Genomic DNA, 23802 nt, shown 5'->3' on the forward strand with positions numbered 1-23802 from the left:
GCCTATTCCACCGGTTCGAGAGCGCGAGCAGGAACGGAGGTGAAGGGTCGCTTAAGGGCAGCGCGGGTCCGCCCGAGAGCGAAGCCGGCTGCGGTGGCCGCCAGGCCGGCGCCCAGCGCCACGACCCGCAGAAGGCCGCTCGGCTGGCCAAGCAACACATCCGCGAATCCCCGCATAACCCCTTGGGGCAACGTCCTCGTCATATAGGTCTTTTCCGACGCCAGCGCCTCGCTGGAGCCTGCCATCAACGATAGGCTGGCCTTTGAAAGCCCTTCGGCCCAGCATCGGTGAAGGAAATATTTCCACGTCGCGCGAACGGCGGGTATGGCGTGATCGCTGCCGCTCGACGGCTCGAAGACGAAACGGCCATGCGGCAAGGCCTTGGTTGCACGGATGCAGAGTTCGGTTTCCTCGCATCCGAGCGGCAAAGCCTTGGCTGTTCGACCCAAGCCGGAATCGAAGCCGCCCGTATGATCGAAGACGGAGCGGCGGACGCACATCGACGCGCCGATAAGATTGCGCACCGGCCCGGGATGAAGGCCGCGATAGGTGCAGCCGAGGGTCCACAGGAATTCGTCGGGAAACCAGGACGGACGGTCTGTTTCCCACAACGGGCGGATCGCGGACACGGCGCCCAGAACCGAGGGATCCTCCAGTTGCCGCACCAAGGTCGCCAGCAAATCTTGATCCGACACGGCGTCGTCGTCGAGAAACAGGATGACCTCGCCGCGGCTGACAGAAATCCCCGTGTTGCGGGCACCGGAGAGACCGGGCGGATGAATATTCTCGACGATCCTGAGCGGGGTTTCGAAGCGCTTGGCGCGCAGACGCAGCGCGAGCGCCGGATTGTGATCGACGATGACGACGATCTCGTCCGCGGCCGGGACTTGGCGCGCTGCCGCCTCGATTGCTTTGTTGAGGATGTCCCAGCGCTTGTCGGAATAGCAGCAGATGACGATTGCCGTCGTGAGCTTGCCGGGCACGGGGTGCTGGAAATTATCCATTTTTCATCTCCGGATCAGCGAATTGCAGGCTTATTCCGGTGGATGCCGGGGACTGGAGCGGGTCGATGGTCATCCAGACTTTGCGGTAGATCGTTCCCCTGTCGCCGCCCTTGAAGAGCCAGGCTTCCAGCCGTGCGGGAGGGCGCGTTCTTGTCGGTACGGAGAATTCGAAAGTTTGGCTGGAGGAAGGCGCCAGTTCGAAGGTTGGCATCTTTCCAATCAGCGTGCCGCCCAGAACAAGGTCAAGACTGTAAACTGTCTTGACGTCTTCCGAATTGCGCACGCCGACCGTTACCACATTGTTCGTCCAGTTCCATTTTGGCACCATCCAAAGCTCGGTGAAATGAAACGGCTTGCGTTCGAGCGCGACCGGGCGCGCCACGAGGACGGAACTCGTCGCCAAGATCATGGAAGCTGCGAAGGTCAAAAAACGGCGGCCGGGCCAAGCCCAGGGAATGGCCGGAACCGGCCTTGCGAGCTGCAAAACGACATTCAGCCACCGAACGGCGAAAGTCGTCAGGCCCAGCGCGTATACCCAGCCTCGCGCATCGAGATGCCCGACGACATGCAGCAGAAGCCCACAAAAAATGCAGGCCGCGAAGCTCAGGAACACCGAGAGCGTCCCCCGCGTGACCATATCGCCCTCTATGCGCAGGGTATCCACCAGCATGCGACCCGGGAGATACAGTATCAGCGGCGCGCAGAGCGCCAGGCGGACCGCCTTCTCCCACGTCGAAAAGGTTTCGGGCAGCCACGTTACGGCCAAGGCAGCGGCAAGAACCCACAGCGGAAGGATTCCCAGAAAGACACGGCGGGCCATCATCGGGGACGAGCTCCTGCATCCGCCCATGCCGTTGCACCGATGATCTGAGCGGCGCCCGGGTTCACCTTCATGAGCTTCTGGCGGATCACGTTCGGGTCGAAGGATTTCTGGACGAGATGAACGATCTTGCTGTCCAGCCGGCTCAGAGTGAGGCCGAGGCGGCTATGGATCTGGGTCAGATAGGCCCCGCGCGCATCGCGCATCGTCGGCGACTGGTGCATCACATCAAGCAGAAAAACGGAATAGAGCGTCCATTCCCCGAACCGTGTCTGGTCTTTTGACGCGCTCAGACCCTTGAGCAGCTCGACGTAGGGTTTTGAGCCGTATTTCGACGCGATGTAGTCATTCAGCGCGATGAGCCATTCGCGCTTGAAGCAGAAGAAATCGTTGATGAAATCGACGTAGCGAAAAGACCGGGCCGGCTCGACGCCGAGGATCTTTGCAACATTGCGCAACCGTTTCTTCTCGAAACGGTAGTGCAGATCGGGAAGCCTGTGGCTGGAATAATAGAGAACCGGCTCGCGCTGGTCGATGAGATCGGTCGTCGCGATGGGCCGCAGCAGCAGTGTATCCGCACCGAGATTACAGAAATGCTCGGTCCGGCAGAATTCGAAGGCGCGCAGCTTGATGATCTGCTGCCGAAACCAGCCGGGAAGTTCCAGTTCGCTGGCCGAAAGCCAGTCGTTGTCGCCGGTGACGACGGCGCCAGGCACGAGACCCTTCGCGTCGAGGAAGGCTCTTAAAGCGGCCGGGTTGTCGGTGACCATGGTCAGGTTTCCCTTGTCGGGGAAATGCTGCTGGTAGGAGCGAAGGGACGCTTCGAGCAAATATTCGATGTCCCGCGAATGGACGCACATGAAAGCGTCGATACGGCTATCGATCATTGCAAATCTCCGTCTGTTCGTTCCAAGGATTGCACCGGCTCTCCGGCCCGCTTACCAGGGACGGCGGGCTGCCGTGCTTTCCCGAGCCGCCCGACGTCGAAAATGACCATGAAGCCGTTGTCGAAGGTGCGGTCGACATCGGGCTCGGAATTGAACTTGAGCAGCGACGATGACTGGAGGGGGACCGTGTGGTTTCGGTCCTGCGCGCCGCCGTCGAAATAGACGCCGACGCCGGGCAGGCCGGTGGTCAAGCGCAGGTCGACCATGACGAAACCGACGCCCGAGCCGATCAGCAGCTTGCGTTCCATCGGGCCGAGATCGGCTGCGGTGATGGCCATGCTTGTATCCTGCCCACTCTCAAGCGTGGTCGAGACCTTTTGCCGGCCATAGGTGGACAGGAGCAGGCGATTGATCCGGTCGGCTGCGAAATGCTGGCCGCCCAGCCATTCCCTGGTCCAGCTTGCGGCGCTGATCCCCATCGGTTCTATCGACGAGGAGTCGGCCGACACTTCATAGCCGGCGGGAACCAGGATACGTGGTCCCTCGGAGCTGATGACGCCAGCAATCAGCACCGTCGTTGCGGCAGCGGCAAGCGCCGTTGCGCGCAGCCAGCCACGCGACGTGCCGTGCCAGAACGCCGCGACGGCCACTGCGACGACAATTGCAACGCCGAGGAAGGATAGCGAGCCGATGCGGTTGCCAATCTCCCACCCACTGCGCGTCAGGCGGAAGATGATACTGACGGGATAGGCCAGCGTCACCAAAACGAGGATCTGGAGAAGGCTTGACCGCCATAGGCGCCATCTGGTCGGCGGCCAGAGGATGCTCGCATTCCGATGCTGCCCGTTGAAAACGAGCGAGCGGAGAAAGCCGGTGAGAAGTCCCAGGCAGATCAGCGCGACGCCGGCCATCGTCAGGTAACGTTGCCAGGCAGGCGCCAAGGCTCCCGTGTCCGACACGAAAAGCTTACGCGTCGAGGTCGAACTCGATACGAGTTGCGCTACCTCGTGTATGCCGCCCTCCAGGACGGGAAGGATGTAGCTGCCGGTGGGGTTTCCGACGATCCTCGACCAGGCGACCGGAGCAATCACGGCGATCGAGGCCAGCAGGATCGCCCGCCGCTTCTGCATGGCGGACGCGCCCTGTCTCAGGCATTCCATCGCCGCCGTGCCGCACAAAAGGGCCGTGCAAAAATAGGAGGTGAGATGATGAGTAGCCGCGAGCGCCAGGATCAGGACCACGGTGGCGACGACGGTCGGCCAGCCTGCCGCGTCGCCTGGCTCCATGCGTCGGCTTTCCGAAGCCAACAGCACCGCCGCAAGCATGGGGATCGCCAGGCTTTCATAGGAGTAGTGGACGTCGAACAGCAAAAACGTGGACGAGCCCATGTAAATCAGGCAGGCGATGGAGGCGATCCGTGCAGAATCCGTGATCTTCTCAAAGAGCAGGAATAGCGCAAGCATCAGCATCAACCGTGCCGTCGCCAACACGATGAGGCCTGCCGCGAAGACGGACAGTCCAGACAGGTTGACCAAGGCGGACGTTATGAGCTCTAGCCCAGGATAGAGGGGGCTGACCGGCAAAAGGGGATTGGGCAGGAACAGTCGCCCCGCCTCCAGAATGTCGTTCACCGTCGCCCAGTGCAGGAATTCGTCATGGTCTATGAAGGCGACGGGCGCGCGGATGACGCGCACCACGAAGAGGGCTGAGGTCACGATCACTATGAGCGCCAGGCGCTCCAGGCGGCTGGCGCGCGGATGGATGATTCGCGCCGCCGCGGGGAGAAAGATCACAGCGATTGCGCAATAAAACGTCGGAACCGCCCAGCCCTCTCCCAGCCGACTGGCATTTGCAGCAAGAGCGGCCACAACAAGGGCGCAGCTGCACAGGAAGGCAAAGACCGGCGACATCCCCAGCGACGAAGGATCGGCAACACCTCCGACCGCGCTGTCTTGCCTGCGCAGGCCCAGAAACGCGGCGATCCACAGATCGACACGTGGAATGGCAACGCTTCCTGCATAGCCATGACGATAAGCTCCGTCCTGGTAGGCCTTCTGCTCATCTGGACAAGTCCGCCCCTTAACAACGGTCATCGTGCTTCAAATCTCCAAGCAGTGCTGGACCGGTTCGCAGTTCAGGCTGCGGATGCGAAAGTACGCGCCTGTACACCATCAGCAGCCGGTCCGTGCAATCGTCCCAGTCCGGCAATCTCGTCTCAATTGAGATCGGCCCCGCGTCCATGGCGGCGAGCATTTCACGCGCGGTGAAGTCTGGCGAAGCGTTGAGCGGAATGGATCGCACGAGGCCCTCCTCAGCCAGCTCCCGAAAGCCGGATGTGTCGGTGGTCAGTACGGGAGCCTTGACCGAAAGCGCCTCCATAACCGCCACGGGATGAGCTTCATAATCGCTGAGGAGCACGACAAGAGCGGCCGAAGACAAAAGATCGGCCATTGCGGACCGGTCGGTCGGCGGAATTACCCCGATCTCGACACGGTTGCCGAGCCCGAGTTCGGCCACCTGCTGGCGCAGCTTCGCCTCATAGGGCCCTTCTCCCAGGATCCGAAGGCGCATATCGGGGAATTTTGTTGCTAGCACATTAAATGCAGCAAGCGCCCGATGATGACCTTTATAACGCTCCAGCCTACCGAGCGAGACAATCAGCGGCCTGTCGCGAGGTGAAGCCGGTCGCCGCCCGGACGTTTCCGGCAGGCGCGCGCCATTGGGGATAACGATGAACCGGTCTCTCGCGATTGCCATATTCTGGCTGAATAGATCCGCTTCGAATCGCGACACGCCAATGAGTTGCGCTGCCCTGGCAGCCAGAGGCGCAAGCATTCTATGTTGGAAGCGCCGGACCGAGGACCGAAATCGTGACGAATGGCCACCGCTGTGAAAGGTGACCACGAAAGGAAGCCCCTTACGCGATGCGGCGGCCATTCCCAGCGGTGCCAGGAAGGTGTGGTAGCCCTGAACATGCATCAGGTCCCAATCGCCTTCGGCGACCGCCCTGAAGACGCCGGGGGCGAAGCACCAATCCCGCCCGCGGGGAAACGTCTTCAGCCTGACAATCTGCACGCCGTCTCGGGTTTCCACTGCCGGAAGAAGGCCGTCGGGATTGCCCGTCAATACCGTCACCGTATGCCCCTTGCGCACGAGCCGGGTTGCGACCTCGCTTACATGGGTTTCCGTCCCTCCGGCAAAAGGCAGGTATCTCGCGCTGAGCATCAAGATGCGCATCATGCGGCCTCGCCAATTAATCCAGACCTCAGGAAATGCTCTGCTCGAGGACTTGGACGCCGGTCGGTGTACTGACGCGTTCTCGGAAGATCGTCTTCAGCACGCGCCAGCCATCCGGAAGCGCACGTAGATTGCTGACGCCGAAGACGCGCTCCGATTCAAAGCTCGCGACTTCCATGATTTTGAGCTTGTTCTTCAGGGCCCGCAAATTGATCAGCGTCTCGATTTCGAAGCCGTCGCAATCGGCACGCAGCAAGGGAACATGCCGTTTCCAAAAGCCCATATAGCCGTAGCACAGGTCGCTGAAAGAACTGCCATAGAGCATCCGGACCAGCAGGGTCAGACCCAGATTGCCGAAACGGCGGATGACCGTCATGTCGCTGGTGCCGCCACCCTGCATAAAGCGCGAACCCTTGACGAAATCCGCACCTGCAACAAGAGCCGCGACGAACAAGATGATTTCGTAAGGATCCATCGATCCGTCGGCATCAAGCATCACGATCATATCACCAGATGCGGCTTCGAAGCCCGTCCGCAAGGCGATACCTTTGCCCTTCTTGGGCTGAAGTACGATCTTGACATCCTCGCGCATGCTTCGCGCTATATCCGGCGTTCCGTCTGTCGATCGCCCATCGACGATGATGATTTCATGCACCCATGTCGGTATGCGGGGCAAAAGCAGCTTAATGTTTTCCGCTTCGTTCAAGGTTGGAATGACGAGTGAGGTCCTTGGCAAATTGAACATCGGACCTTGGACCGGCATTGAGGAATGCGAGGATTCTAAAGCTTCGATTGTAGACATAAGCTCTCCATGGCGTTTTGGACCGCGTGACAAATCGCAAATCGACGATGCCCCTGAGCTCTTTGGCCGAGAGGAGGACTAAACTCTCCCACTCGGGAAGAGTATCTGGTTAAGCCTCAATGTACTTTGATCAGATCGCCAGGCTGCAAGACCGTTTCTTCGGTCGCAGGTTCGACGATGACACCATTCGGTCCAGGCCGAACGATTTCGAATTCAACATCGGCGCTATCGTTCGACGACACCATGGACTGGAAAATTTCAAGATCGCTCTCGGTCGTCTGCAACGCCGTGGATAGGCCTCTTTCAGCATCCGCTGCCGACTTTTCGATCTCGATCTTGCGTTCGATACGATCGCGCTCAACGTCTTGTTTTGCTGCCGCCAGCCGTTGCTTTGCGCTCTCGACATCGATGACGGCTTGCTGCTTTCGATCTTCCGACTCGGTCAGTTCGCTTTGCGCCCGGGTCAACTCAATGCTGGTGACAAGTTTATTTTTGGCCAAATTCTCGATACTTGCCAGCCGATCCTGACGGACCCGAATGGTGGCATCATAATTGCCGACGCGTGCCTGACGCAGATCGAGATCGGTCTGAGCATCGGCAACAGATTTTACATAAGCACTGCTCTGCGCATCCTTGCTCGTCGTTACCAACTGGCGCTGCCATGTCTCATCATCCAGCAACCGTTGAGCATCGGGATCGGGACCGAGAACAGGTGTGCCAATGCTGGCAATTTGTACGGAATCGCGCTTCGCCCTGAGCACCTCGGTTCGCGACGCAAGCCGCTTCAGATCGGCCAGCCCAACTTTCAACCGCTCGATCTGGCGAGTAATTTCCACACTCTGCCATGGCTCAATAGTCTTCGCCGCCATGCCACCCGCTTGCGCAACGGCATGCAGAACAGTCATGCCATCAACATATCGAAACGAGCCAGGATTACGAACCGGGCCGGTAATATAAATAGGCTGGTGCTCAATCTTGACGATATTCACGAACCCCTTTCTGCCGACCAAACTTTCGTACGACGGCAGAATTATCGCCTCCACATCCGCGGGAGGAAGCCCCCGAACCGGGAAGCGTCCCAATAGCGGAACCGAAATCGTTCCGTCCGCTTCAACGACGTATTCTCCAGTGAGCTCGGGCCGCTGGTAAAAGTTCCAGGGAACCGTTCCCTGTGAGCCCGTCCAGCGATCTTCTACGGAGGCCAGGCTTTCGTAAAATGCGAGATTCAATTTATCGCCTGAGCGAAGAACATCACGCAACAATTGCGGCTGCCGGGCCAAAGTCTCACCAGATGTCACAACCGAGACCGGTTCCGTGGGCGCAGGTAACTCTTCTGCCGCCGGCGTCAATGGAACAATTGCCGCAAATACCACGCACAGTATTGTTTGATTCAGGCGAGAACCACTTCTCAGCCTATATTCAGACATAGCTGGAGATATTATTTGCGAAAGCTTCATGTTTCAAATTTCCGGCTTGAAAAGGTACTAATCGCCTCGGATCTCTTTAAGGTTAACATAATATTAACCATATTCAATAGTACTTAAGAAGAATTAATATATCCTCCAAGAAACCTCAGAGCCTGCATCGAAAAGAATTCAATGAATGTAGTATCTTGCCAGGCGTTGGGTGAGGATGCGGATGTAAGCGATGATGATCCAGGCTTCGGCCGAAGCGGTTGATTTTTCCTCAACGCTTGCCCCGGCACCAACCATGAAAACCGTACTATCCGCAAACATGGGGGCGAACTCCTTTTGGGCGTATTATCGAAGAAGTTCGCGGGGAAGTCTTAGCCGTGGTCTGTTAAGCCACGGGGGTTTTTACTGTGCGAGTTTGAACGGCGTCGCATCGGCCTTCTGCTCATAGCGATGATGACGGGATGGCAGGTGCGGAAAATTGCGCAATTCATTATTGGTTTTTGAACAGAGGGGGACCGCGATGAACAATCCACCGCAGTTTACGTGGGACGATCTGCAGTTTTTTCTAGCCGTCGCCCGCACTGGCCAGCTGTCGACGGCGGCCCGCCAGCTGCGCTCCAGCCATGCCACCGTCTCGCGCCGCATCGACCGGCTGGAGTTCACCCTCAAGGTCAAGCTGTTCGAGCGCAATCCGCGCGGCTACGTCCTGACCGCCATGGGCACGCGCTTCGTCGAGACGGCCGAGAAGATGGAGCAGGAGACCGAACGGCTGCGCGCCGACCTCGCCGACGGCTCAATGGCGCAGCGCGGCCTCGTGCGGCTGAGTGCGCCGGAGGGTTTTGCCAATTTCTTCTTCGCAACCGTCTTGCCGCAGTTTGCCGCCCAGCATCCGCATCTGGCGCTCGAACTGGTGACGATCCAGCAGATCATGTCGCTGTCGCGCAAGGAGGCCGATCTTTCCGTCGTGCTCGACGAACCGAAGGGCGGGGCGTATTTCGCCGAGAAGCTGACGGATTATCACCTGCAGGTCTACGGCTCGCGCGATTATCTGGCCAAGGCGCCCGACATCACCTCCCGCGAAGACCTGCTCAGCCATCCCTTCGTCAGCTATATCGAGGAAATGATCTTCGCGCCGGGCCTCGATTACCTTGGCGACGTGCACCCGCGCATCAAGCCGCAATTCCAGAGCTCGAGCATCTTTGCGCAGCTGACCGCCACGAGGAACGGCCTCGGCCTCTGCATCCTGCCCTATTTCTTCGCCAGCCGTTATCCCGAGCTCGTGCGCGTGCTGCCAGACGAGATCGACCTCAAGCGCCATTACTGGATCACCTGCCATCGCGACCTGAAACAGGCGCCGCGCGTGCGCGCCGTCATCGATTTCCTCCGCGAGGCGGTACGCGGCGAGGATGCGCGCTTCGTGCCGCCCTATGTCACTGCCGCCGGCCCGGCGCGCCGGACAAGAGCGGACGTTTAGATCATGAGTGGCATCATGCCAGCTATTTCAGGAATTCGGCCCGGTGCGGAGTGAATGCATCGATCAGCCGGCCCTTTTCCAGCGCCTTGACGCCATGCATGAGATTGGGGGGCACGATGAAGCTGCCGCCCTGCTTGAGCACCTCGGTCCGGCCATCGATCGTCACTTCGAAACTGCCTTCGGCGACATAGCTCGCCTGGATGTGCGGATGCGAATGGGCCGCACCCACGGCGCCGCTTTCGAAGGCCACTTCCACCATCATCATCTCGGGCAGATAGGTCATGATGCGCCTGACGACGCCGGGCTCGGGATTGACCCATTCGGCGCCTTCGGCCGATACGAACAGATCGCTTGACGACATTTCCGCCTCCTCGTTCCAGAATCGATCGCGGGCAAAGTGGATCATGCCGACGCTTTTGAAAAGATGGCGTGGCCCGTCTTTTCGGTGCGACCACCTTCTGTTGACGCGGTCGGCTGGCGGGTCTATGGCCAACTTGAGCGAGGCAAGCTGAGGAGACACCGCCATGCAGCATACGCGCGAAGTTTTCGACTGGGCCGATCCGTTCCGCCTGGTGGAGCAGCTGACCAGCGAAGAGCGCATGGTGCAGGACACCGCCCACGCCTATGCGCAGGAAAAGCTTGCCCCCCGCGTTCTCGACGCCTTCCGCAATGAAAAGACCGATCCTGAGATCTTCCGCGAAATGGGCGAACTCGGGCTGCTCGGCCCGACGATCTCGCCGGATTATGGCGGCGCCGGCCTCGGTTACGTCGCCTACGGCCTGATCGCCCGCGAGGTCGAAAAGGTCGACAGCGGTTACCGCTCGATGATGAGCGTGCAGTCCTCGCTTGTGATGGTGCCGATCGAAACCTTCGGGTCGCAGGCGCAGAAGCTGAAATACCTGCCGAAACTCGCCACCGGCGAATGGATCGGCTGCTTCGGTCTGACCGAACCGGATCACGGCTCCGACCCCGGCTCGATGGCGACACGTGCCAAAAAGGTCGACGGCGGCTACAGCCTGACCGGCTCGAAGACCTGGATCTCCAACGCACCGATCGCCGATGTCTTCGTCGTCTGGGCAAAGACCGAGGATGGCCTCATCCGCGGCTTCATCCTCGAAAAGGGCTGGAAAGGGCTTTCGGCTCCCGCCATCCACGGCAAGGTGGGACTGCGCGCCTCGATCACCGGCGAAGTGGTGATGGACGGGGTCTTTGTCCCTGAAGAAAACCTTCTGCCTGATGTGACAGGCCTCAAGGGACCGTTCACCTGCCTCAACTCGGCCCGCTTCGGCATCGCCTGGGGCGCACTCGGTGCTGCCGAGGATTGTTATGCGAGAGCCCGGCAATATACGCTGGAGCGCAAGCAGTTCGGCCGGCCGCTAGCCGCCAACCAGCTGATCCAGAAGAAGCTCGCCGACATGGCGGCGGAGATCGCGCTCGGCCTTCAGGGCTGCCTGCGGCTTGGCCGCATGAAGGAGGAAGGCCATCCGCCGGTGGAGCTGACCTCGATCCTCAAGCGCAACAGCTGCGGCAAGGCGCTGGAGATGGCGCGGGCGGCCCGCGACATGCTCGGCGGCAACGGCATCTCCGACGAATTTGGCATCGCCCGCCATCTCGTCAACCTCGAAGTGGTCAACACTTATGAGGGCACGCATGACATCCACGCGCTGATCATCGGCCGGGCGATCACAGGCATTGCCGCCTTTGCGAACTAGTCCCTTGGCGCGAAAGGGCGATTTGCCACGCGCCTGACAATGTGCAACCTTTCGACTGCGGCAGAGGAGCCTGCAAAAGAGGGATCGCATATGTTTCTGCTTCTTGCATTGCTGATCGGTGTCATATCAGGCCTTCGCGCCATGACCGCTCCGGCCGCCATCGCCTGGGGCGCCGCACTTGGCTCGTTCGATGTCTCGCAGACGCCGCTTGCGTTCATGGGTTACCAGTGGACGCCGTGGATCTTTACGATCCTCGCCGTCGTCGAACTGATCACCGATCAACTGCCATCCACGCCGTCGCGCAAGGTGCCGGTGCAGTTCGGCGCCCGCATCGTCATGGGTGCGCTGGCCGGCGCCACGATTGGCGCCGCCAGCAGCCTGCTCTTCGGCGGGCTGATTGCCGGCGTGATCGGCGCAGTCATCGGCACATATGGTGGCGCCGCCGTCCGCAGCAGGCTTGCCGGGTCCTTCGGCAAGGACCTGCCGGCCGCTCTCATCGAAGATGCCGTCGCCGTCATCGGCGCGCTGCTGATCGTGGTCGTGTCATGAAGAGCTTCGACGCCATCGTTATCGGGGGCGGCCAGGCCGGCCCTTTCCTCGCCGCCCGCATGGTCGAAAAGGGCATGAAGGTGGCGCTGATCGAGCGCAAGTTCCTCGGCGGCACCTGCGTCAATGCCGGCTGCATGCCGACGAAGACGCTGGTCGCCAGCGCCCGCGCCGCCCATGTCGCAAGAAGGGGCGCGGTTTACGGCGTCAATATCCCAGGCGAGATCGCCATCGACATGAAGGTGGTCAGGGCCCGTGCCGAAACCGTGACCATGAATGCCCGCAACGGCCTGATCGGCTGGTTCGCCGGCATGGACGGCATGACCGTAATCTACGGCCACGCCCGTTTCGAGGACCCGAAGACCGTCAGCGTCAACGGCGAGACGCTGACCGCACCGCGCATCTTCCTCAATGTCGGCGCGCGGCCGGTCATCCCCGACCTGCCCGGGATCAACGATATCGACTATCTCACCAGCACCTCGATCATCCATCTCGACACGCTGCCACGGCATCTGGCCGTCATCGGCGGCAGCTATATCGGGCTGGAGTTCGCGCAGATGTATCGCCGCTTCGGCGCCGAAGTCAGCGTCATCGAGCATGGCCCGAAGCTCGCATCGCGTGAGGATGAGGATATATCCGATGCGATCGCCGATGTCCTGCGCTCGGAGGGCATCGACATTCATACCGGCGCCAGCGACATCGCCTTTTCCAGGAACAGCGACGGAATAACGGTCGCCACCGATTCAGCGAGGATCGATGCGAGCCATGTGCTGATCGCCACCGGCCGCAAGCCGAACACCGACGATCTCGGCCTCGATGCCGCCGGCGTCGTCACCGACAAGCATGGCTATATCACCGTCGACGACAGGCTTGCCACCAATGTCGACGGCATCTGGGCGCTCGGCGACTGCAATGGCCACGGCGCCTTCACCCACACCTCCTACAATGATTTCGAGATCGCCGCCGCCAATCTGCTCGACGGCGACGACCGCAAGGTCTCAAGCCGCATCCTGGCCTATGCGCTTTATATCGACCCGCCGCTTGGCCGCGTCGGCATGACGGAAAAGCAGGCGCGCGCCTCGGGACGCAAGATCATGATCTCGACCCGGCCGATGAGCCGCGTCGGCCGCGCCAACGAGCGCGGCGAGACCAAGGGCTTCATGAAGGTGATCGCCGACGCCGAGACTAAAAAAATCCTCGGTGCGGCGATCCTCGGCATCGAAGGCGACGAGGTGATCCACGGCATCGTAGACGCGATGAATGCGGGAACGACGTATCCGGCATTGCAATGGTCGGTGCCGATCCATCCGACGGTGTCGGAGCTGATCCCGACGCTGCTTGGGGATTTGAAGCCGGTTTAGCGATGAATTGATGCTTGGAAAGCGACAGCTGGAGGCGGCTGAGTGTCTATCGAACTGCTGATCGAGCACTACGGCCTTTTGGCGATATTTCTGGGTGCAGCCTTCGAAGGCGAAACAGCCGCCTTCCTTGGCGGCGTCATTTCCCACCGCGGGCTGCTGACCTATTGGTCGGCGTCGCTTGCGGCAACGGCAGGATCCTTCGCCGGCGATCAGTTCTGGTTCTTCGCCGGCCGTTATGCGGCTCGATGGGGTCTCGTCCGCCGGCTGATGGAAACACCGGCGCTGGCGCGCGCAACCCGGCTCCTGGAACGATATCCCACAGGCTTCATCCTTGCGTTTCGTTTCCTGGTTGGGTTGCGGACGATCAGCCCGATCGTCATCGGGACAACGCGAATTGCGACCGGGAAATTCATCATCCTGAATGCCGTGGCCGCGCTGGTGTGGGGGCAGCTGTTCACGGCGCTCGGTTATGTGTTCGGGCACGGCATCGAACAGACATTGGGCCACCTTCCGCTTCACCGCCACCTGTTGATCGCAGTCGGAGCCGCGGCTGTCGTCGCAGCCGCGGCTCTTGCCTTTCGCAAGATGAAACTGAGCGCCAGGCACTCATAGCGGTATGGCGTCCTAGAACAGGATAATTTTAGGCCGGGTCGGCCTAAAATCTGAATCCTGTTCTAAATTATATAGTTGGAGCATGATGTCGTCCGAAAACCGATCACACTTTTCGGCATCATGCTCTAGTCCATCACGATCTGCAGCTTCACGTCGCTCGGCCGCGCCTCGACGGCGCGATCAAACGCCGTGATCGAGTCCTCGAATTTGAAGGTCTCTGATATCAGCGGCTTCAGATCGACGCGTCCCGAGCCGAGCAGCGCGATAGAGCGCTCATACTGGTGCGCATAGCGGAACACCGTCTCGATGCGGATTTCCTTGGTGGATGCCGTCGAGACGTCGAAGCCGATCGGGTTGACCGGCAGGCCGACGACGACGATGACGCCGCCCGGGCGCGGCAGCGCCATGATCGTCTCCCAGGCCTTCGGCGAACCGGAGCATTCGAAGACGACATCGGCGCCCCAGCCGTCGGTCAGCCGGCCGACCTCTTCGACCAGGTTCTTCTCGCGGATATTGACCGGAATGACACCCTGGTACTGTGCGGCGATATCGAGCTTCGGCTGGGCGAGATCGGCAACGATCGCGCGGGAGCAGCCGCCGGCAAGGGCCGCGATCGCCACCATCGTGCCGATCGGCCCGGCGCCGAGGATGACGGCAGTGTCGCCCGGCACAATTTTCGCCTTGCTCGCCGCCTGCATGCCGACGGCAAAGGGCTCGACCATGGCGCCTTCGGCAAAGCTGACATTGTCGGGCAGCTTGAAGGTGTAATTGGCGGGATGCACGACCTCCGGCGTCAGCACGCCGTGGATTGGCGGGGTCGCCCAGAAGGTGACGGCCGGGTCGATATTGTACATGCCGAGCCGGCTTGCCTTGGAATTCGGATCGGGAATGCCAGGCTCCATGCAGACGCGGTCGCCGACTTTCAGATGGGTGACGCCGGCGCCGACCTCGACCACCGTGCCCGCCGCCTCATGGCCGAGCACCATCGGCGCGTTGACGACGAAGGGGCCGATCTTGCCGTGCGTGTAATAATGCACGTCCGAACCGCAGACGCCGACCGTGTGGATCCTGATCTTCACCTCGCCGGGGCCGGTTTCGAGCGGCAGATCGATATCGCGGAGCGCAAGCTCATGCTGGCGCTCGAGGACAAGCGCGCGGACTTTGGTCATCGTCGGTTTCCTTCCCTAGTGGCTTGCCCATGACTCCATCGGGCAGTGTTGCAGCTGACTATAAAGCCCGAAGCCTTCCCAATTCAACCAGATTGCGAAGGCTTTTGCTCAACAAATGAAAAAATGCTCACTCGTACTTCCCGAGGCTCAGTGACGGCAGCGGCCCGTCCGAAACCTGCACCAGCCTGATCCGACGGCGAGCGGCCCCATAAGGGCATTTATAAGATTTTTATATAGATGGCCTGTCGTCCGTCTCGAACCTTTATGCGCTTCGGCTCCATATTCATGGCCGAGAGATCGAAAGATCATCTCCACGCCAGAAAGCATGAAAGGCGGCCTCCCAGCGCCCTTTGTCTTGTCTGACTCCAAGAAGAACAACAGGAGTCACGATCATGATGGATATCATTCTACTTGGCACGGCGATCATATTCTTTGCGCTGTGCTTTGCCTACACCCGAGCCTGCGACAGGCTTTGACAGGAGAAACGACGATGACCCTCGATTATGTCTTGAGCGGTGCCGTAACCGTGTTTCTCACCGTTTACCTCACCTACGCTCTCCTTCGCCCAGAACGCTTTTGAAGAGAACTGGCGCTTCTGAGGTCGCGCATCCGCGAGCGAGAAGCAGCCGGGAATTGAAAGTTACCCCAAATGACCCTCAACGGATGGCTTCAGATCCTGCTTTACTGCGGGATCGTCCTCGTGCTCGTCAAACCGCTCGGCGGTTACATGACGCGTGTCTACAATGGCGAGCGCACATTCCTCTCCCCGGTCCTCGTTCCGATCGAACGGGGGCTTTACGCCATTGCCGGCACCAGCGAGCGCGAGGAGCAGCATTGGACCTCCTATGCCTTCGCGATGCTGATGTTCAACCTGCTCGGTGTGCTTATCCTCTACGCGCTCCTGCGCTTCCAGGACATCCTGCCCTATAATCCGGCCGGCATGGCCGCCGTCCCGCCGGAGCTTTCGTTCAACACCGCCGTCAGCTTTCCCACCAACACCAACTGGCAGAATTACGGCGGCGAAAGCACCATGTCGTATCTGACCCAGATGGCCGGCTTCACGGTGCAGAACTTCCTGTCGGCCGCGACCGGCATGGCGATCGCTGTCGCCTTCATCCGTGCCTTCGCACGGGCGTCGGGCAAGGCGATCGGCAATTTCTGGGTCGATATGATCCGCGGCACGTTCTACATCCTGCTGCCGATCTGCATCGTGCTGACCATCGTCTACGTCTATCTCGGCGTACCGCAGACGCTTGGCGCCTATGTCAATGCGACCACGCTCGAAGGCGCGCAGCAGACGATTGCCGTCGGCCCCGTCGCCTCGCAGCTTGCGATCAAGATGCTCGGCACCAATGGCGGCGGCTTCTTCAACGCCAATTCGGCCCATCCGTTCGAAAATCCCGACGCGATCTCCAATCTCATCCAGATGGTCTCGATCTTCGCGATCGGCGCGGCTTTGACCAACGTCTTCGGCCGCATGGTCGGCAACCAGCGCCAGGGCTGGGCGATCCTTGCCACGATGGGCGTGCTGTTCGTCGCAGGCGTCATCGTGACCTATTGGGCTGAAGCTGCCGGCAACCCGCTGATGCATGCCTTCGGTCTTGGCGGCGGCAATATGGAAGGCAAGGAAGTCCGCTTCGGCGTCGCCCTGTCATCGCTGTTTGCGGTCATTACCACGGCCGCCTCCTGCGGCGCGGTCAATGCCATGCATGGCAGCTTTACCGCGCTTGGCGGCCTGATCCCGCTAATCAACATGCAGCTCGGCGAGATCATCGTCGGCGGTGTCGGCGCGGGCTTCTACGGCATCCTGCTCTTCATCATCGTCGCCGTCTTCGTCGCCGGCCTGATGGTCGGCCGCACGCCGGAATATCTCGGCAAGAAGATCGAGGCGAAGGAAATGAAAATGGCCGTTCTCGCCATCCTCTGCCTGCCGCTCGCCATGCTGGTCTTCACCGCGATCGCCACCGTGCTGCCTTCCGCCGTCGCCTCCGTCGGCACCGCCGGCCCGCACGGTTTCTCCGAGATTCTCTATGCCTATACGTCGGCTGCGGCCAACAACGGCTCGGCATTCGGCGGCCTGACCGGCAATACGCCCTGGTACAACATCACTCTCGGCATCGGCATGCTCGCTGGCCGCTTCCTGGTCATCATCCCGGCGCTTGCAATCGCCGGCTCGCTGATCGCCAAGAAGACGGTCCCAGCCTCGGCGGGCACCTTCCCGACGGACGGTCCGCTCTTCGTCGGCCTTCTCGTCGGCACGATCCTGATCGTCGGCGGTCTGACCTTCTTCCCGGCACTGGCGCTCGGCCCGATCGTCGAACACCTGGTTGCGATCGCGGGGCAGACCTTCTGAGGTGATGTCATGATCCTCCGTCACAGGCTCCGCAATGCCTTCCACCCTCGTTCCGGTGCGCCGGGACGACGAAATGGCCCGACGGCCCGCGCCTCCGACATCATCCTGGTGATGATGGCAGGCCTCCTCGTCATCGTCGCCGCATTCAAGATCCTACAGGGCTGACCGGCTCCCGGTTCGCCACCCTCGTTTCAAAGCTGGAGTCTCTTATGAGCCAGGCAAAATCCGCGAGTATCATGGATAGTCGCATCCTCATTCCGGCGGTGGGCGCCGCTTTCAAGAAGCTGAACCCCCGCGCGCTTGCCAGAAACCCGGTCATGTTCGTCGTGGCCACGGTCTCGGTGCTGACCACCGTCCTCTTCCTGCGCGATCTCGTAGCAGGCAACGGCAATCTCGGCTTCTCGTTCCAGATCAATCTCTGGCTCTGGTTCACCGTGCTCTTTGCCAATTTCGCCGAAGCCGTCGCCGAAGGCCGCGGCAAGGCGCAGGCGGATTCGCTGCGCAAGGCGCGCACCGAAACCCAGGCGAAGCTGCTCACCGCCAACAATGGCAGTGGCTACCGCATGGTGCCGGGCACCAGCCTCAAGGTCGGCGATCTCGTGCTCGTCGAGGCCGGCGACATCATCCCCTCGGACGGCGAGGTGATCGAAGGTGTGGCCTCCGTCAACGAAGCGGCGATAACAGGCGAATCCGCCCCTGTCATCCGCGAATCCGGCGGCGACCGCTCGGCCGTTACCGGCGGCACGCAGGTGCTGTCCGACTGGATCCGTGTCCGCATCACCGCGGCTGCCGGCTCGACCTTCATCGACCGGATGATTGCGCTCGTCGAAGGTGCGGAACGCCAGAAGACGCCGAACGAGATCGCGCTCAACATTCTGCTCGCCGGCATGACGCTGATCTTCGTGCTCGCCACCGCGACGATCCCGAGCTTTGCCATCTATGCCGGCGGCTCGATCCCGATCATCGTGCTCGTCGCCCTCTTCGTCACCCTGATCCCGACGACGATCGGCGCGCTGCTCTCGGCAATCGGCATCGCCGGCATGGACCGCCTCGTCCGCTTCAACGTGCTCGCCATGTCCGGCCGCGCGGTCGAAGCCGCCGGCGACGTCGACACACTGCTGCTCGACAAGACGGGCACGATCACGCTCGGCAATCGCCAGGCGACGACCTTCCGTCCGGTCCGCGGCGTTTCCGAACAGGATCTCGCCGATGCCGCCCAGCTCGCCTCGCTTGCCGACGAAACGCCGGAAGGCCGTTCCATCGTCGTGCTCGCCAAGGAGAAATACGCGATCCGCGGCCGCGACATGGCAAGCCTGAAAGCAACCTTCGTGCCCTTCACCGCCCAGACCCGCATGAGCGGCGTCGATCTCGAAGGAGCCTCGATCCGCAAGGGTGCGGTCGATGCCGTGCTGACCTATGTCAATGGCGATTCATCCTCGAAAAACGGCAGCGAGGTCGTGCGCGAACTGCAGTCGATCGCCGACGAAGTCGCCAAATCAGGCGGCACGCCGCTGGCCGTTGCCCGCGACGGCAGGCTGCTCGGCGTCATCCAGCTCAAGGATATCGTCAAGGGCGGCATCCGCGAGCGCTTCACCGAGCTGCGTCGCATGGGCATCCGCACCGTGATGATCACAGGCGATAACCCGCTGACGGCAGCCGCCATCGCAGCCGAAGCCGGCGTCGACGACTTCCTCGCCCAGGCGACGCCGGAGATGAAGCTGGCGCTGATGCGCGAGGAACAGTCGAAGGGCAAGCTTGTCGCCATGTGCGGCGACGGCACCAACGATGCGCCCGCACTTGCCCAGGCCGATGTCGGCGTCGCCATGAACACCGGCACCGTCGCCGCCCGCGAGGCCGGCAACATGGTCGATCTCGATAGCGATCCGACGAAGCTCATCGAGATCGTCGAGATCGGCAAGCAGCTCCTGATGACGCGCGGCGCGCTGACGACGTTTTCGATCGCCAACGACATTGCCAAGTACTTCGCCATCATCCCGGCGATGTTCCTGACCTTCTACCCGCAGCTCGGCGTGCTCAACATCATGGGATTGTCGACGCCGCAAAGCGCCATCCTCTCGGCGATCATCTTCAATGCGCTGATCATCATCGCACTGATCCCGCTGTCATTGAAGGGTGTCCGCTACCGTCCGATCGGCGCCGGCGCGCTGCTGTCGCGCAACCTGCTGATTTATGGTGCCGGCGGCATCATCGTCCCCTTCATCGGCATCAAGGCGATCGACATGGCTGTCGCAGCCCTCGGCCTCGCCTAAGGCCTGGAGCCATCCCGGTTCCGAGAGGATCGGAACCGGAGCTCTTCGCAAAAGAACACTCCAAGGAGTAAGACAATGCTGAAAGAACTTCGTCCGGCAATCGTCATGATCGTCGCCACCACCGCCATAACCGGCCTTCTCTACCCGCTCGCCATGACGGGTGCTGCCCAGGCCCTCTTCCCGACCCAGGCGAACGGCAGCCTGATCGAGAAGAACGGCCAGGTGATCGGCTCGACGCTGATCGGTCAGGCCTTCACCAGCGACAAGTATTTCCACGGCCGCCCTTCGGCCGCCGGCGACGGCTACAATGCGGCCGCCTCCACCGGCTCTAACCTCGGCCCGACCAGCCAGAAGCTGATCGACCGCGTCAAGGGTGATTACGAGGCAGCCAAGGCGGCGAACCCGACGGCCGAAGTCCCCGCCGACCTCGTCACCGCTTCGGGCAGCGGCCTCGACCCCCATATCTCGCCGGAAGCGGCCTATTTCCAGGTACCGCGCGTCGCCAAGGCACGCAGCATGGATGAAGCCAAGGTCAAGGCACTGGTCGACGGCGCCGTTCAAGCCCGCGAACTCGGCATTCTCGGCGAACCTACAGTCAATGTTCTGGCGTTGAACCAGACCCTTGATGCTTCTATGACTCAGTGACCCTGCCAGGCTGGGCGCACCCGTTCATTCCCATCCGCGGTAGCGCCCGCCCCGGCAGGCATTTGCAGAAAGACCATACGCATGCCAGACGACAATCGCGACCAGGCCGGCAGGCCCTCGCCCGATGCGCTTCTCGAAAAAGCCCGGGCTGAAACGCGCGGCCGTCTGAAGATCTTTCTGGGTGCCGCCCCCGGTGTCGGCAAGACCTATGAGATGCTCGTCTCCGGCCGCGCCAAGATCGCCGATGGTCTCGATGTCGTCATCGGCGTCGTCGAAACCCACGGCCGCAAGGAGACCGAGGCGCTCGTCGCCGGCTTCGAGATCATCCCCCGCGTCGAAATCAGCTACAAGGGCCGGCCGCTCGAGGAAATGGACCTCGACGGCATCCTCGCCCGCCGGCCGGATCTCGTGCTGGTCGACGAACTCGCCCACACCAATGCCGAGGGCAGCCGCCATCCGAAGCGCTACCTCGACGTCAAGGAATTGCTCGATCGCGGCGTCGACGTCTATACGACGCTGAACATTCAGCATGTCGAGAGCCTGAACGACGTCGTTTCACAGATTACCCGCATCCGCGTGCGCGAGACGGTGCCGGACTCGATCATCGACCTTGCCGACGACGTCGAGATCATCGATCTGACGCCGGATGATTTGATCAAGCGGCTGCATGACGGCAAGGTCTATATGGCGCGCACGGCCGAGCGGGCGCTCACCAACTACTTCACCCCCGGCAACCTGACGGCGCTGAGGGAACTCGCGCTGCGCAAAACTGCCCAGCGCGTCGACGATCAGTTGCTCACCCATATGCAGGCCCATGCCATATCCGGCCCCTGGGCGGCGAGCGAGCGCGTACTCGTCTCGGTCGACCACCATCCGCGCTCAGCGTCATTGGTGCGCTACGCCGCCCGCATGGCCTCGCGCCTGCGCGCGCCCTGGGCCGCCGTCTATATCGAGACCAACCGCTCGATCAATCTGAGCGAGGCCGAGCGTGACACGGTCGCATCGACGCTGCGCCTTGCCGAGCAGCTCGGCGGCGAGGCGATCACCCTTCCCGGCCGCGAGGTCGCCGAAGAGCTCGTCGGTCACGCCACCGCCAATAACGTCACCCACATCGTCATCGGCGCCCCGAAGAAGCCGACATGGCGCGACTGGTGGAGCCGCTCGATCACCGACGAGTTGATCCGCAGGGCCGGAGAGATCAGCGTCCACGTCATTTCAGGGAATGAGAAGGACGGCACCACCACGCGCGGCGTCAAGGCCGCCGTCACCGCGCCGCCACTGGATTTCAGGGCCTACCTGCTGGCAACCGGCTATGTCGCTATCGCGCTCGGCGTTAGCGTCGTGCTCGACCAGGTGCTCGACGTGCGCAACCTCGCTCTCGTCTTCCTGATGGCGGTGCTGACCTCCGCCGTCCTCCACGGCCTGCGGCCGGCCCTTTACAGCTGCATCCTCAGCGCGCTGTCCTTCAACTTCTTCTTCCTGCCGCCGCGCTACACGTTGACGATCAGCGATCCGGAAAGCGTGCTTGCCCTGTTCTTCTTCCTGGGCGTCGCCATCATCGCCAGCAACCTGACCGCAACCGTGCAGCGCCAGGCCGCCGCCGCCCGCCAGCGGGCGCGCACGACCGAAGACCTCTATCTCTTCTCGAAAAAGCTCGCCGGCACCGGCACGCTCGACGACGTGCTCTGGGCGACCGCCTTCCAGCTTGCCTCGATGCTGAAGGTCCGCGTCGTGCTGCTGCTGCCGGAAGAAGGCACCATTGCGGTCAAAGCCGGTTATCCGCCCGACGACACGCTCGACGATGCCGATATCGCCGCCGCCCGCTGGGCCTGGGAACACAATCACGCGGCCGGCCGTGGCGCCGACACCCTGCCCGGCGCCAAACGCCTTTACGTGCCGCTCAGAACCGGGCGCACCGCCGTCGGCGTCATCGGCCTCGACAGCGACCGCCGCGACGGGCCGCTGCTGACGCCGGAGCAGCAGCGGCTGCTCGATGCGCTGGCAGACCAGGCCGCCCTTGCCATCGAGCGCGTCCAGCTCGTCGCCGATGTCGACCGGGCAAGGCTTGGGGCCGAAGCCGACCGGCTGCGCTCAGCCCTGCTGACTTCGATCTCGCATGACCTGAAGACACCGCTGGCCGCCATCCTCGGCGCCGCCGGCACGCTGCGCGACTATTTCGCCTCGATGCCGGAGGAGGACCGCAGCGATCTGCTGTCGACCGTCGTCGACGAATCCGAACGCCTCAACCGCTTCATCGCCAACCTGCTCGACATGACCAAGATCGAATCCGGCGCGATGGAGCCGAACTCCGCGCTGCATTATGCCGGCGATATCGTCGGCAGCGCGCTTCGCCGTGCCGCAAAGATCCTCGACGGCCATAAGACCGAGATGAGCATTCCCGCCGACCTGCCGATGGTGCGCGTCGATCCTGTGCTCTTCGAGCAGGTGATCTTCAACCTGCTCGACAATGCGGCGAAATACGCGCCCGAGGGATCGGTCATCCACATCGAGGGCTGGGCCGATGCCGACAACGTCGTCGTGCAGGTCTCGGACGAAGGCCCGGGTATTCCGCCGGCCGATCTTAACCGCGTCTTCGACACCTTCTACCGCGTGCGCAAGGGCGATCAGGTGCGCGCCGGCACAGGGCTTGGCCTTTCCATCTGCCGTGGCTTCATCGAGGCGATGGGCGGCACGATCACCGCCGGCAACCGGACGGGCCGTCCGGGCGCCGTCTTCACCATCCGCCTGCCGAAACCCAACGACATTCCGAAACTGGATGAACTCCGATGACCGGTTCAGCCGTCAAAATCCTCGTCGTCGACGACGAGCCTCCGATCCGCAAGCTGCTTCGCGTCGGCCTGACCGCGCAGGGCTACGAGGTGCGCGAGGCGCCAAACGCCAGCGCCGCCCGGCAGTCGGTCGCCGATGACATGCCCGATCTCATCGTGCTTGACCTCGGCCTGCCCGACACGCCCGGGCATGACCTCTTGCAGGAGTGGCGCGACGAAGGGCTTTCCATGCCCGTCGTCATTCTGTCCAGCCGCACCGACGAGGCCGGTATCGTCAAGGCGCTGGAAAGCGGGGCCGACGATTACGTCACCAAGCCCTTCGGCATCAACGAGCTCGGCGCCCGCATCCGTGTGGCGCTGCGCCACCGCCTGCAGCAGCAGGGCGAAAAGGCGATCTTCCAGACCGGCGGACTGTCGATCGATCTTGTCAAGCGCATCGTCAAGATCGACGGCCAGGAAATAAAGCTGTCGCCGAAGGAATACGACATCCTGCGCGTGCTCGCCCAGCACGCCGGCAAGGTGCTGACACACCAGTTTCTTCTAAAGCAGGTATGGGGGCCGGCGGCTGACGTGCAGTATCTGCGCGTCTATATCAGGCAGCTGCGGCAAAAGGTCGAGCAGCTTCCGGACCAGCCGCACTATATCACCACCGAGACCGGCGTCGGCTACCGGCTCAGGGAACCGGACTGACCTCCCTTCCCTCCCG

Annotated in this window: 21 protein-coding genes and 1 pseudogene; 12 read left to right on the forward strand and 10 right to left on the reverse strand. The window is 61.8% G+C overall.

What is annotated here, in order from left to right:
- Positions 1–2: 2 nt before the first annotated feature.
- The 8 genes and pseudogenes from C3Y91_RS05645 to C3Y91_RS05680 all read right to left on the reverse strand — a co-directional run.
- Positions 3–1004, reverse strand: a complete 1002-nt coding sequence (locus C3Y91_RS05645) for a glycosyltransferase family 2 protein (RefSeq protein ID WP_168575129.1) — start codon at positions 1002–1004, stop codon at positions 3–5.
- Positions 997–1827 carry a hypothetical protein gene (locus tag C3Y91_RS05650; protein WP_168575130.1) on the reverse strand — a complete coding sequence of 277 codons (831 nt, stop codon included), beginning with the start codon at positions 1825–1827 and terminating at the stop codon, positions 997–999. Before C3Y91_RS05650 ends, C3Y91_RS05645 begins: the two co-directional genes overlap by 8 nt.
- Positions 1824–2711: a DUF6492 family protein gene (locus C3Y91_RS05655; protein WP_168575131.1), complete on the reverse strand. Its 888-nt coding sequence runs from the start codon at positions 2709–2711 to the stop codon at positions 1824–1826. Before C3Y91_RS05655 ends, C3Y91_RS05650 begins: the two co-directional genes overlap by 4 nt.
- Positions 2708–4804 (reverse strand): putative glycosyltransferase family protein, encoded by a 2097-nt coding sequence (locus C3Y91_RS05660; RefSeq protein WP_168575132.1) that lies wholly within the window; start codon positions 4802–4804, stop codon positions 2708–2710. The genes C3Y91_RS05655 and C3Y91_RS05660 overlap by 4 nt, the downstream gene beginning before the upstream one ends.
- A complete protein-coding gene (locus C3Y91_RS05665) occupies positions 4791–5951 on the reverse strand; it encodes a glycosyltransferase family 4 protein (protein WP_130726363.1) in 1161 nt (386 codons plus the stop codon). The genes C3Y91_RS05660 and C3Y91_RS05665 overlap by 14 nt, the downstream gene beginning before the upstream one ends.
- Before the next feature lie 25 nt (positions 5952–5976).
- Positions 5977–6750, reverse strand: a complete 774-nt coding sequence (locus C3Y91_RS05670) for a glycosyltransferase (RefSeq protein WP_168575150.1) — start codon at positions 6748–6750, stop codon at positions 5977–5979.
- 116 nt (positions 6751–6866) lie between these two features.
- Positions 6867–8207, reverse strand: a complete 1341-nt coding sequence (locus C3Y91_RS05675; protein ID WP_032491765.1) for a polysaccharide biosynthesis/export family protein — start codon at positions 8205–8207, stop codon at positions 6867–6869.
- A gap of 138 nt (positions 8208–8345) precedes the next feature.
- Positions 8346–8435: pseudogene (locus tag C3Y91_RS05680) on the reverse strand (IS5/IS1182 family transposase); the annotation flags it as partial.
- A 250-nt stretch (positions 8436–8685) separates the two neighbouring features.
- On the opposite strand from C3Y91_RS05680, the gene C3Y91_RS05685 reads away from it, so the two are divergent.
- A complete protein-coding gene (locus C3Y91_RS05685; protein ID WP_130699165.1) occupies positions 8686–9639 on the forward strand; it encodes a LysR family transcriptional regulator in 954 nt (317 codons plus the stop codon).
- A gap of 22 nt (positions 9640–9661) precedes the next feature.
- Here C3Y91_RS05685 and C3Y91_RS05690 read toward each other — a convergent pair whose 3' ends face one another.
- Entirely contained in the window at positions 9662–10000 is a 339-nt protein-coding gene (locus tag C3Y91_RS05690; protein ID WP_130699164.1) for a cupin domain-containing protein, read from the reverse strand.
- A 163-nt stretch (positions 10001–10163) separates the two neighbouring features.
- Between C3Y91_RS05690 and C3Y91_RS05695 the strand changes: the two genes are divergently transcribed.
- From C3Y91_RS05695 to C3Y91_RS05710, 4 genes are all read left to right on the forward strand, one after another.
- On the forward strand, positions 10164–11351 hold the full coding sequence (locus C3Y91_RS05695) for an acyl-CoA dehydrogenase (RefSeq protein ID WP_018071113.1): 1188 nt from the start codon (positions 10164–10166) through the stop codon (positions 11349–11351).
- Between the two features lie 90 nt (positions 11352–11441).
- Complete coding sequence (locus C3Y91_RS05700) at positions 11442–11900, forward strand: DUF4126 domain-containing protein (protein ID WP_168575133.1); 459 nt, start codon at positions 11442–11444, stop codon at positions 11898–11900.
- Complete coding sequence (locus C3Y91_RS05705; RefSeq protein ID WP_168575134.1) at positions 11897–13258, forward strand: FAD-containing oxidoreductase; 1362 nt, start codon at positions 11897–11899, stop codon at positions 13256–13258. The genes C3Y91_RS05700 and C3Y91_RS05705 overlap by 4 nt, the downstream gene beginning before the upstream one ends.
- Before the next feature lie 42 nt (positions 13259–13300).
- A complete protein-coding gene (locus C3Y91_RS05710) occupies positions 13301–13870 on the forward strand; it encodes a DedA family protein (RefSeq protein WP_027690227.1) in 570 nt (189 codons plus the stop codon).
- 125 nt (positions 13871–13995) lie between these two features.
- Here C3Y91_RS05710 and C3Y91_RS05715 read toward each other — a convergent pair whose 3' ends face one another.
- Positions 13996–15039 (reverse strand): NAD(P)-dependent alcohol dehydrogenase, encoded by a 1044-nt coding sequence (locus tag C3Y91_RS05715; protein ID WP_018071109.1) that lies wholly within the window; start codon positions 15037–15039, stop codon positions 13996–13998.
- A 490-nt stretch (positions 15040–15529) separates the two neighbouring features.
- Here C3Y91_RS05715 and C3Y91_RS05720 point away from each other — a divergent pair, with 490 nt between their 5' ends.
- The 7 genes from C3Y91_RS05720 (at position 15530) to C3Y91_RS05750 (ending at position 23786) form a co-directional block, all read left to right on the forward strand.
- The gene (locus tag C3Y91_RS05720) at positions 15530–15619 is read left to right on the forward strand and encodes a K(+)-transporting ATPase subunit F (RefSeq protein ID WP_003547774.1); all 90 of its coding nucleotides are present in this window, start codon (positions 15530–15532) and stop codon (positions 15617–15619) included.
- A 69-nt stretch (positions 15620–15688) separates the two neighbouring features.
- Positions 15689–17392, forward strand: coding sequence for a potassium-transporting ATPase subunit KdpA (gene kdpA, locus C3Y91_RS05725; RefSeq protein ID WP_168575135.1), 1704 nt, complete (start codon positions 15689–15691; stop codon positions 17390–17392).
- A 9-nt stretch (positions 17393–17401) separates the two neighbouring features.
- Entirely contained in the window at positions 17402–17557 is a 156-nt protein-coding gene (locus C3Y91_RS05730; RefSeq protein ID WP_168575136.1) for a hypothetical protein, read from the forward strand.
- A gap of 44 nt (positions 17558–17601) precedes the next feature.
- Complete coding sequence (gene kdpB, locus C3Y91_RS05735) at positions 17602–19662, forward strand: potassium-transporting ATPase subunit KdpB (RefSeq protein WP_018483394.1); 2061 nt, start codon at positions 17602–17604, stop codon at positions 19660–19662.
- A 75-nt stretch (positions 19663–19737) separates the two neighbouring features.
- Positions 19738–20307, forward strand: a complete 570-nt coding sequence (gene kdpC / locus C3Y91_RS05740) for a potassium-transporting ATPase subunit KdpC (protein WP_168575137.1) — start codon at positions 19738–19740, stop codon at positions 20305–20307.
- An 81-nt stretch (positions 20308–20388) separates the two neighbouring features.
- Entirely contained in the window at positions 20389–23097 is a 2709-nt protein-coding gene (locus C3Y91_RS05745; RefSeq protein ID WP_168575138.1) for a DUF4118 domain-containing protein, read from the forward strand.
- The gene (locus C3Y91_RS05750; RefSeq protein ID WP_075225511.1) at positions 23094–23786 is read left to right on the forward strand and encodes a response regulator transcription factor; all 693 of its coding nucleotides are present in this window, start codon (positions 23094–23096) and stop codon (positions 23784–23786) included. The genes C3Y91_RS05745 and C3Y91_RS05750 overlap by 4 nt, the downstream gene beginning before the upstream one ends.
- The last annotated feature ends 16 nt before the right edge of the window (positions 23787–23802 follow it).

It is taken from the genome of Rhizobium ruizarguesonis (assembly GCF_012349115.1).
GTDB lineage: Bacteria > Pseudomonadota > Alphaproteobacteria > Rhizobiales > Rhizobiaceae > Rhizobium > Rhizobium ruizarguesonis.

Bases quoted from the DNA above. Each gene is read 5' to 3' on its own strand.
- C3Y91_RS05645 (WP_168575129.1), bottom strand. From the start codon at position 1,004: ATGGATAATTTCCAGCACCCCGTGCCCGGCAAGCTCACGACGGCAATC.
- C3Y91_RS05650 (WP_168575130.1), bottom strand. From the start codon at position 1,827: ATGATGGCCCGCCGTGTCTTTCTGGGAATCCTTCCGCTGTGGGTTCTT.
- C3Y91_RS05655 (WP_168575131.1), bottom strand. From the start codon at position 2,711: ATGATCGATAGCCGTATCGACGCTTTCATGTGCGTCCATTCGCGGGAC.
- C3Y91_RS05660 (WP_168575132.1), bottom strand. From the start codon at position 4,804: ATGACCGTTGTTAAGGGGCGGACTTGTCCAGATGAGCAGAAGGCCTAC.
- C3Y91_RS05665 (WP_130726363.1), bottom strand. From the start codon at position 5,951: ATGATGCGCATCTTGATGCTCAGCGCGAGATACCTGCCTTTTGCCGGA.
- C3Y91_RS05670 (WP_168575150.1), bottom strand. From the start codon at position 6,750: ATGTCTACAATCGAAGCTTTAGAATCCTCGCATTCCTCAATGCCGGTC.
- C3Y91_RS05675 (WP_032491765.1), bottom strand. From the start codon at position 8,207: ATGAAGCTTTCGCAAATAATATCTCCAGCTATGTCTGAATATAGGCTG.
- C3Y91_RS05685 (WP_130699165.1), top strand. From the start codon at position 8,686: ATGAACAATCCACCGCAGTTTACGTGGGACGATCTGCAGTTTTTTCTA.
- C3Y91_RS05690 (WP_130699164.1), bottom strand. From the start codon at position 10,000: ATGTCGTCAAGCGATCTGTTCGTATCGGCCGAAGGCGCCGAATGGGTC.
- C3Y91_RS05695 (WP_018071113.1), top strand. From the start codon at position 10,164: ATGCAGCATACGCGCGAAGTTTTCGACTGGGCCGATCCGTTCCGCCTG.
- C3Y91_RS05700 (WP_168575133.1), top strand. From the start codon at position 11,442: ATGTTTCTGCTTCTTGCATTGCTGATCGGTGTCATATCAGGCCTTCGC.
- C3Y91_RS05705 (WP_168575134.1), top strand. From the start codon at position 11,897: ATGAAGAGCTTCGACGCCATCGTTATCGGGGGCGGCCAGGCCGGCCCT.
- C3Y91_RS05715 (WP_018071109.1), bottom strand. From the start codon at position 15,039: ATGACCAAAGTCCGCGCGCTTGTCCTCGAGCGCCAGCATGAGCTTGCG.
- C3Y91_RS05720 (WP_003547774.1), top strand. From the start codon at position 15,530: ATGACCCTCGATTATGTCTTGAGCGGTGCCGTAACCGTGTTTCTCACC.
- kdpA (WP_168575135.1), top strand. From the start codon at position 15,689: ATGACCCTCAACGGATGGCTTCAGATCCTGCTTTACTGCGGGATCGTC.
- C3Y91_RS05730 (WP_168575136.1), top strand. From the start codon at position 17,402: ATGATCCTCCGTCACAGGCTCCGCAATGCCTTCCACCCTCGTTCCGGT.
- kdpB (WP_018483394.1), top strand. From the start codon at position 17,602: ATGAGCCAGGCAAAATCCGCGAGTATCATGGATAGTCGCATCCTCATT.
- kdpC (WP_168575137.1), top strand. From the start codon at position 19,738: ATGCTGAAAGAACTTCGTCCGGCAATCGTCATGATCGTCGCCACCACC.
- C3Y91_RS05745 (WP_168575138.1), top strand. From the start codon at position 20,389: ATGCCAGACGACAATCGCGACCAGGCCGGCAGGCCCTCGCCCGATGCG.
- C3Y91_RS05750 (WP_075225511.1), top strand. From the start codon at position 23,094: ATGACCGGTTCAGCCGTCAAAATCCTCGTCGTCGACGACGAGCCTCCG.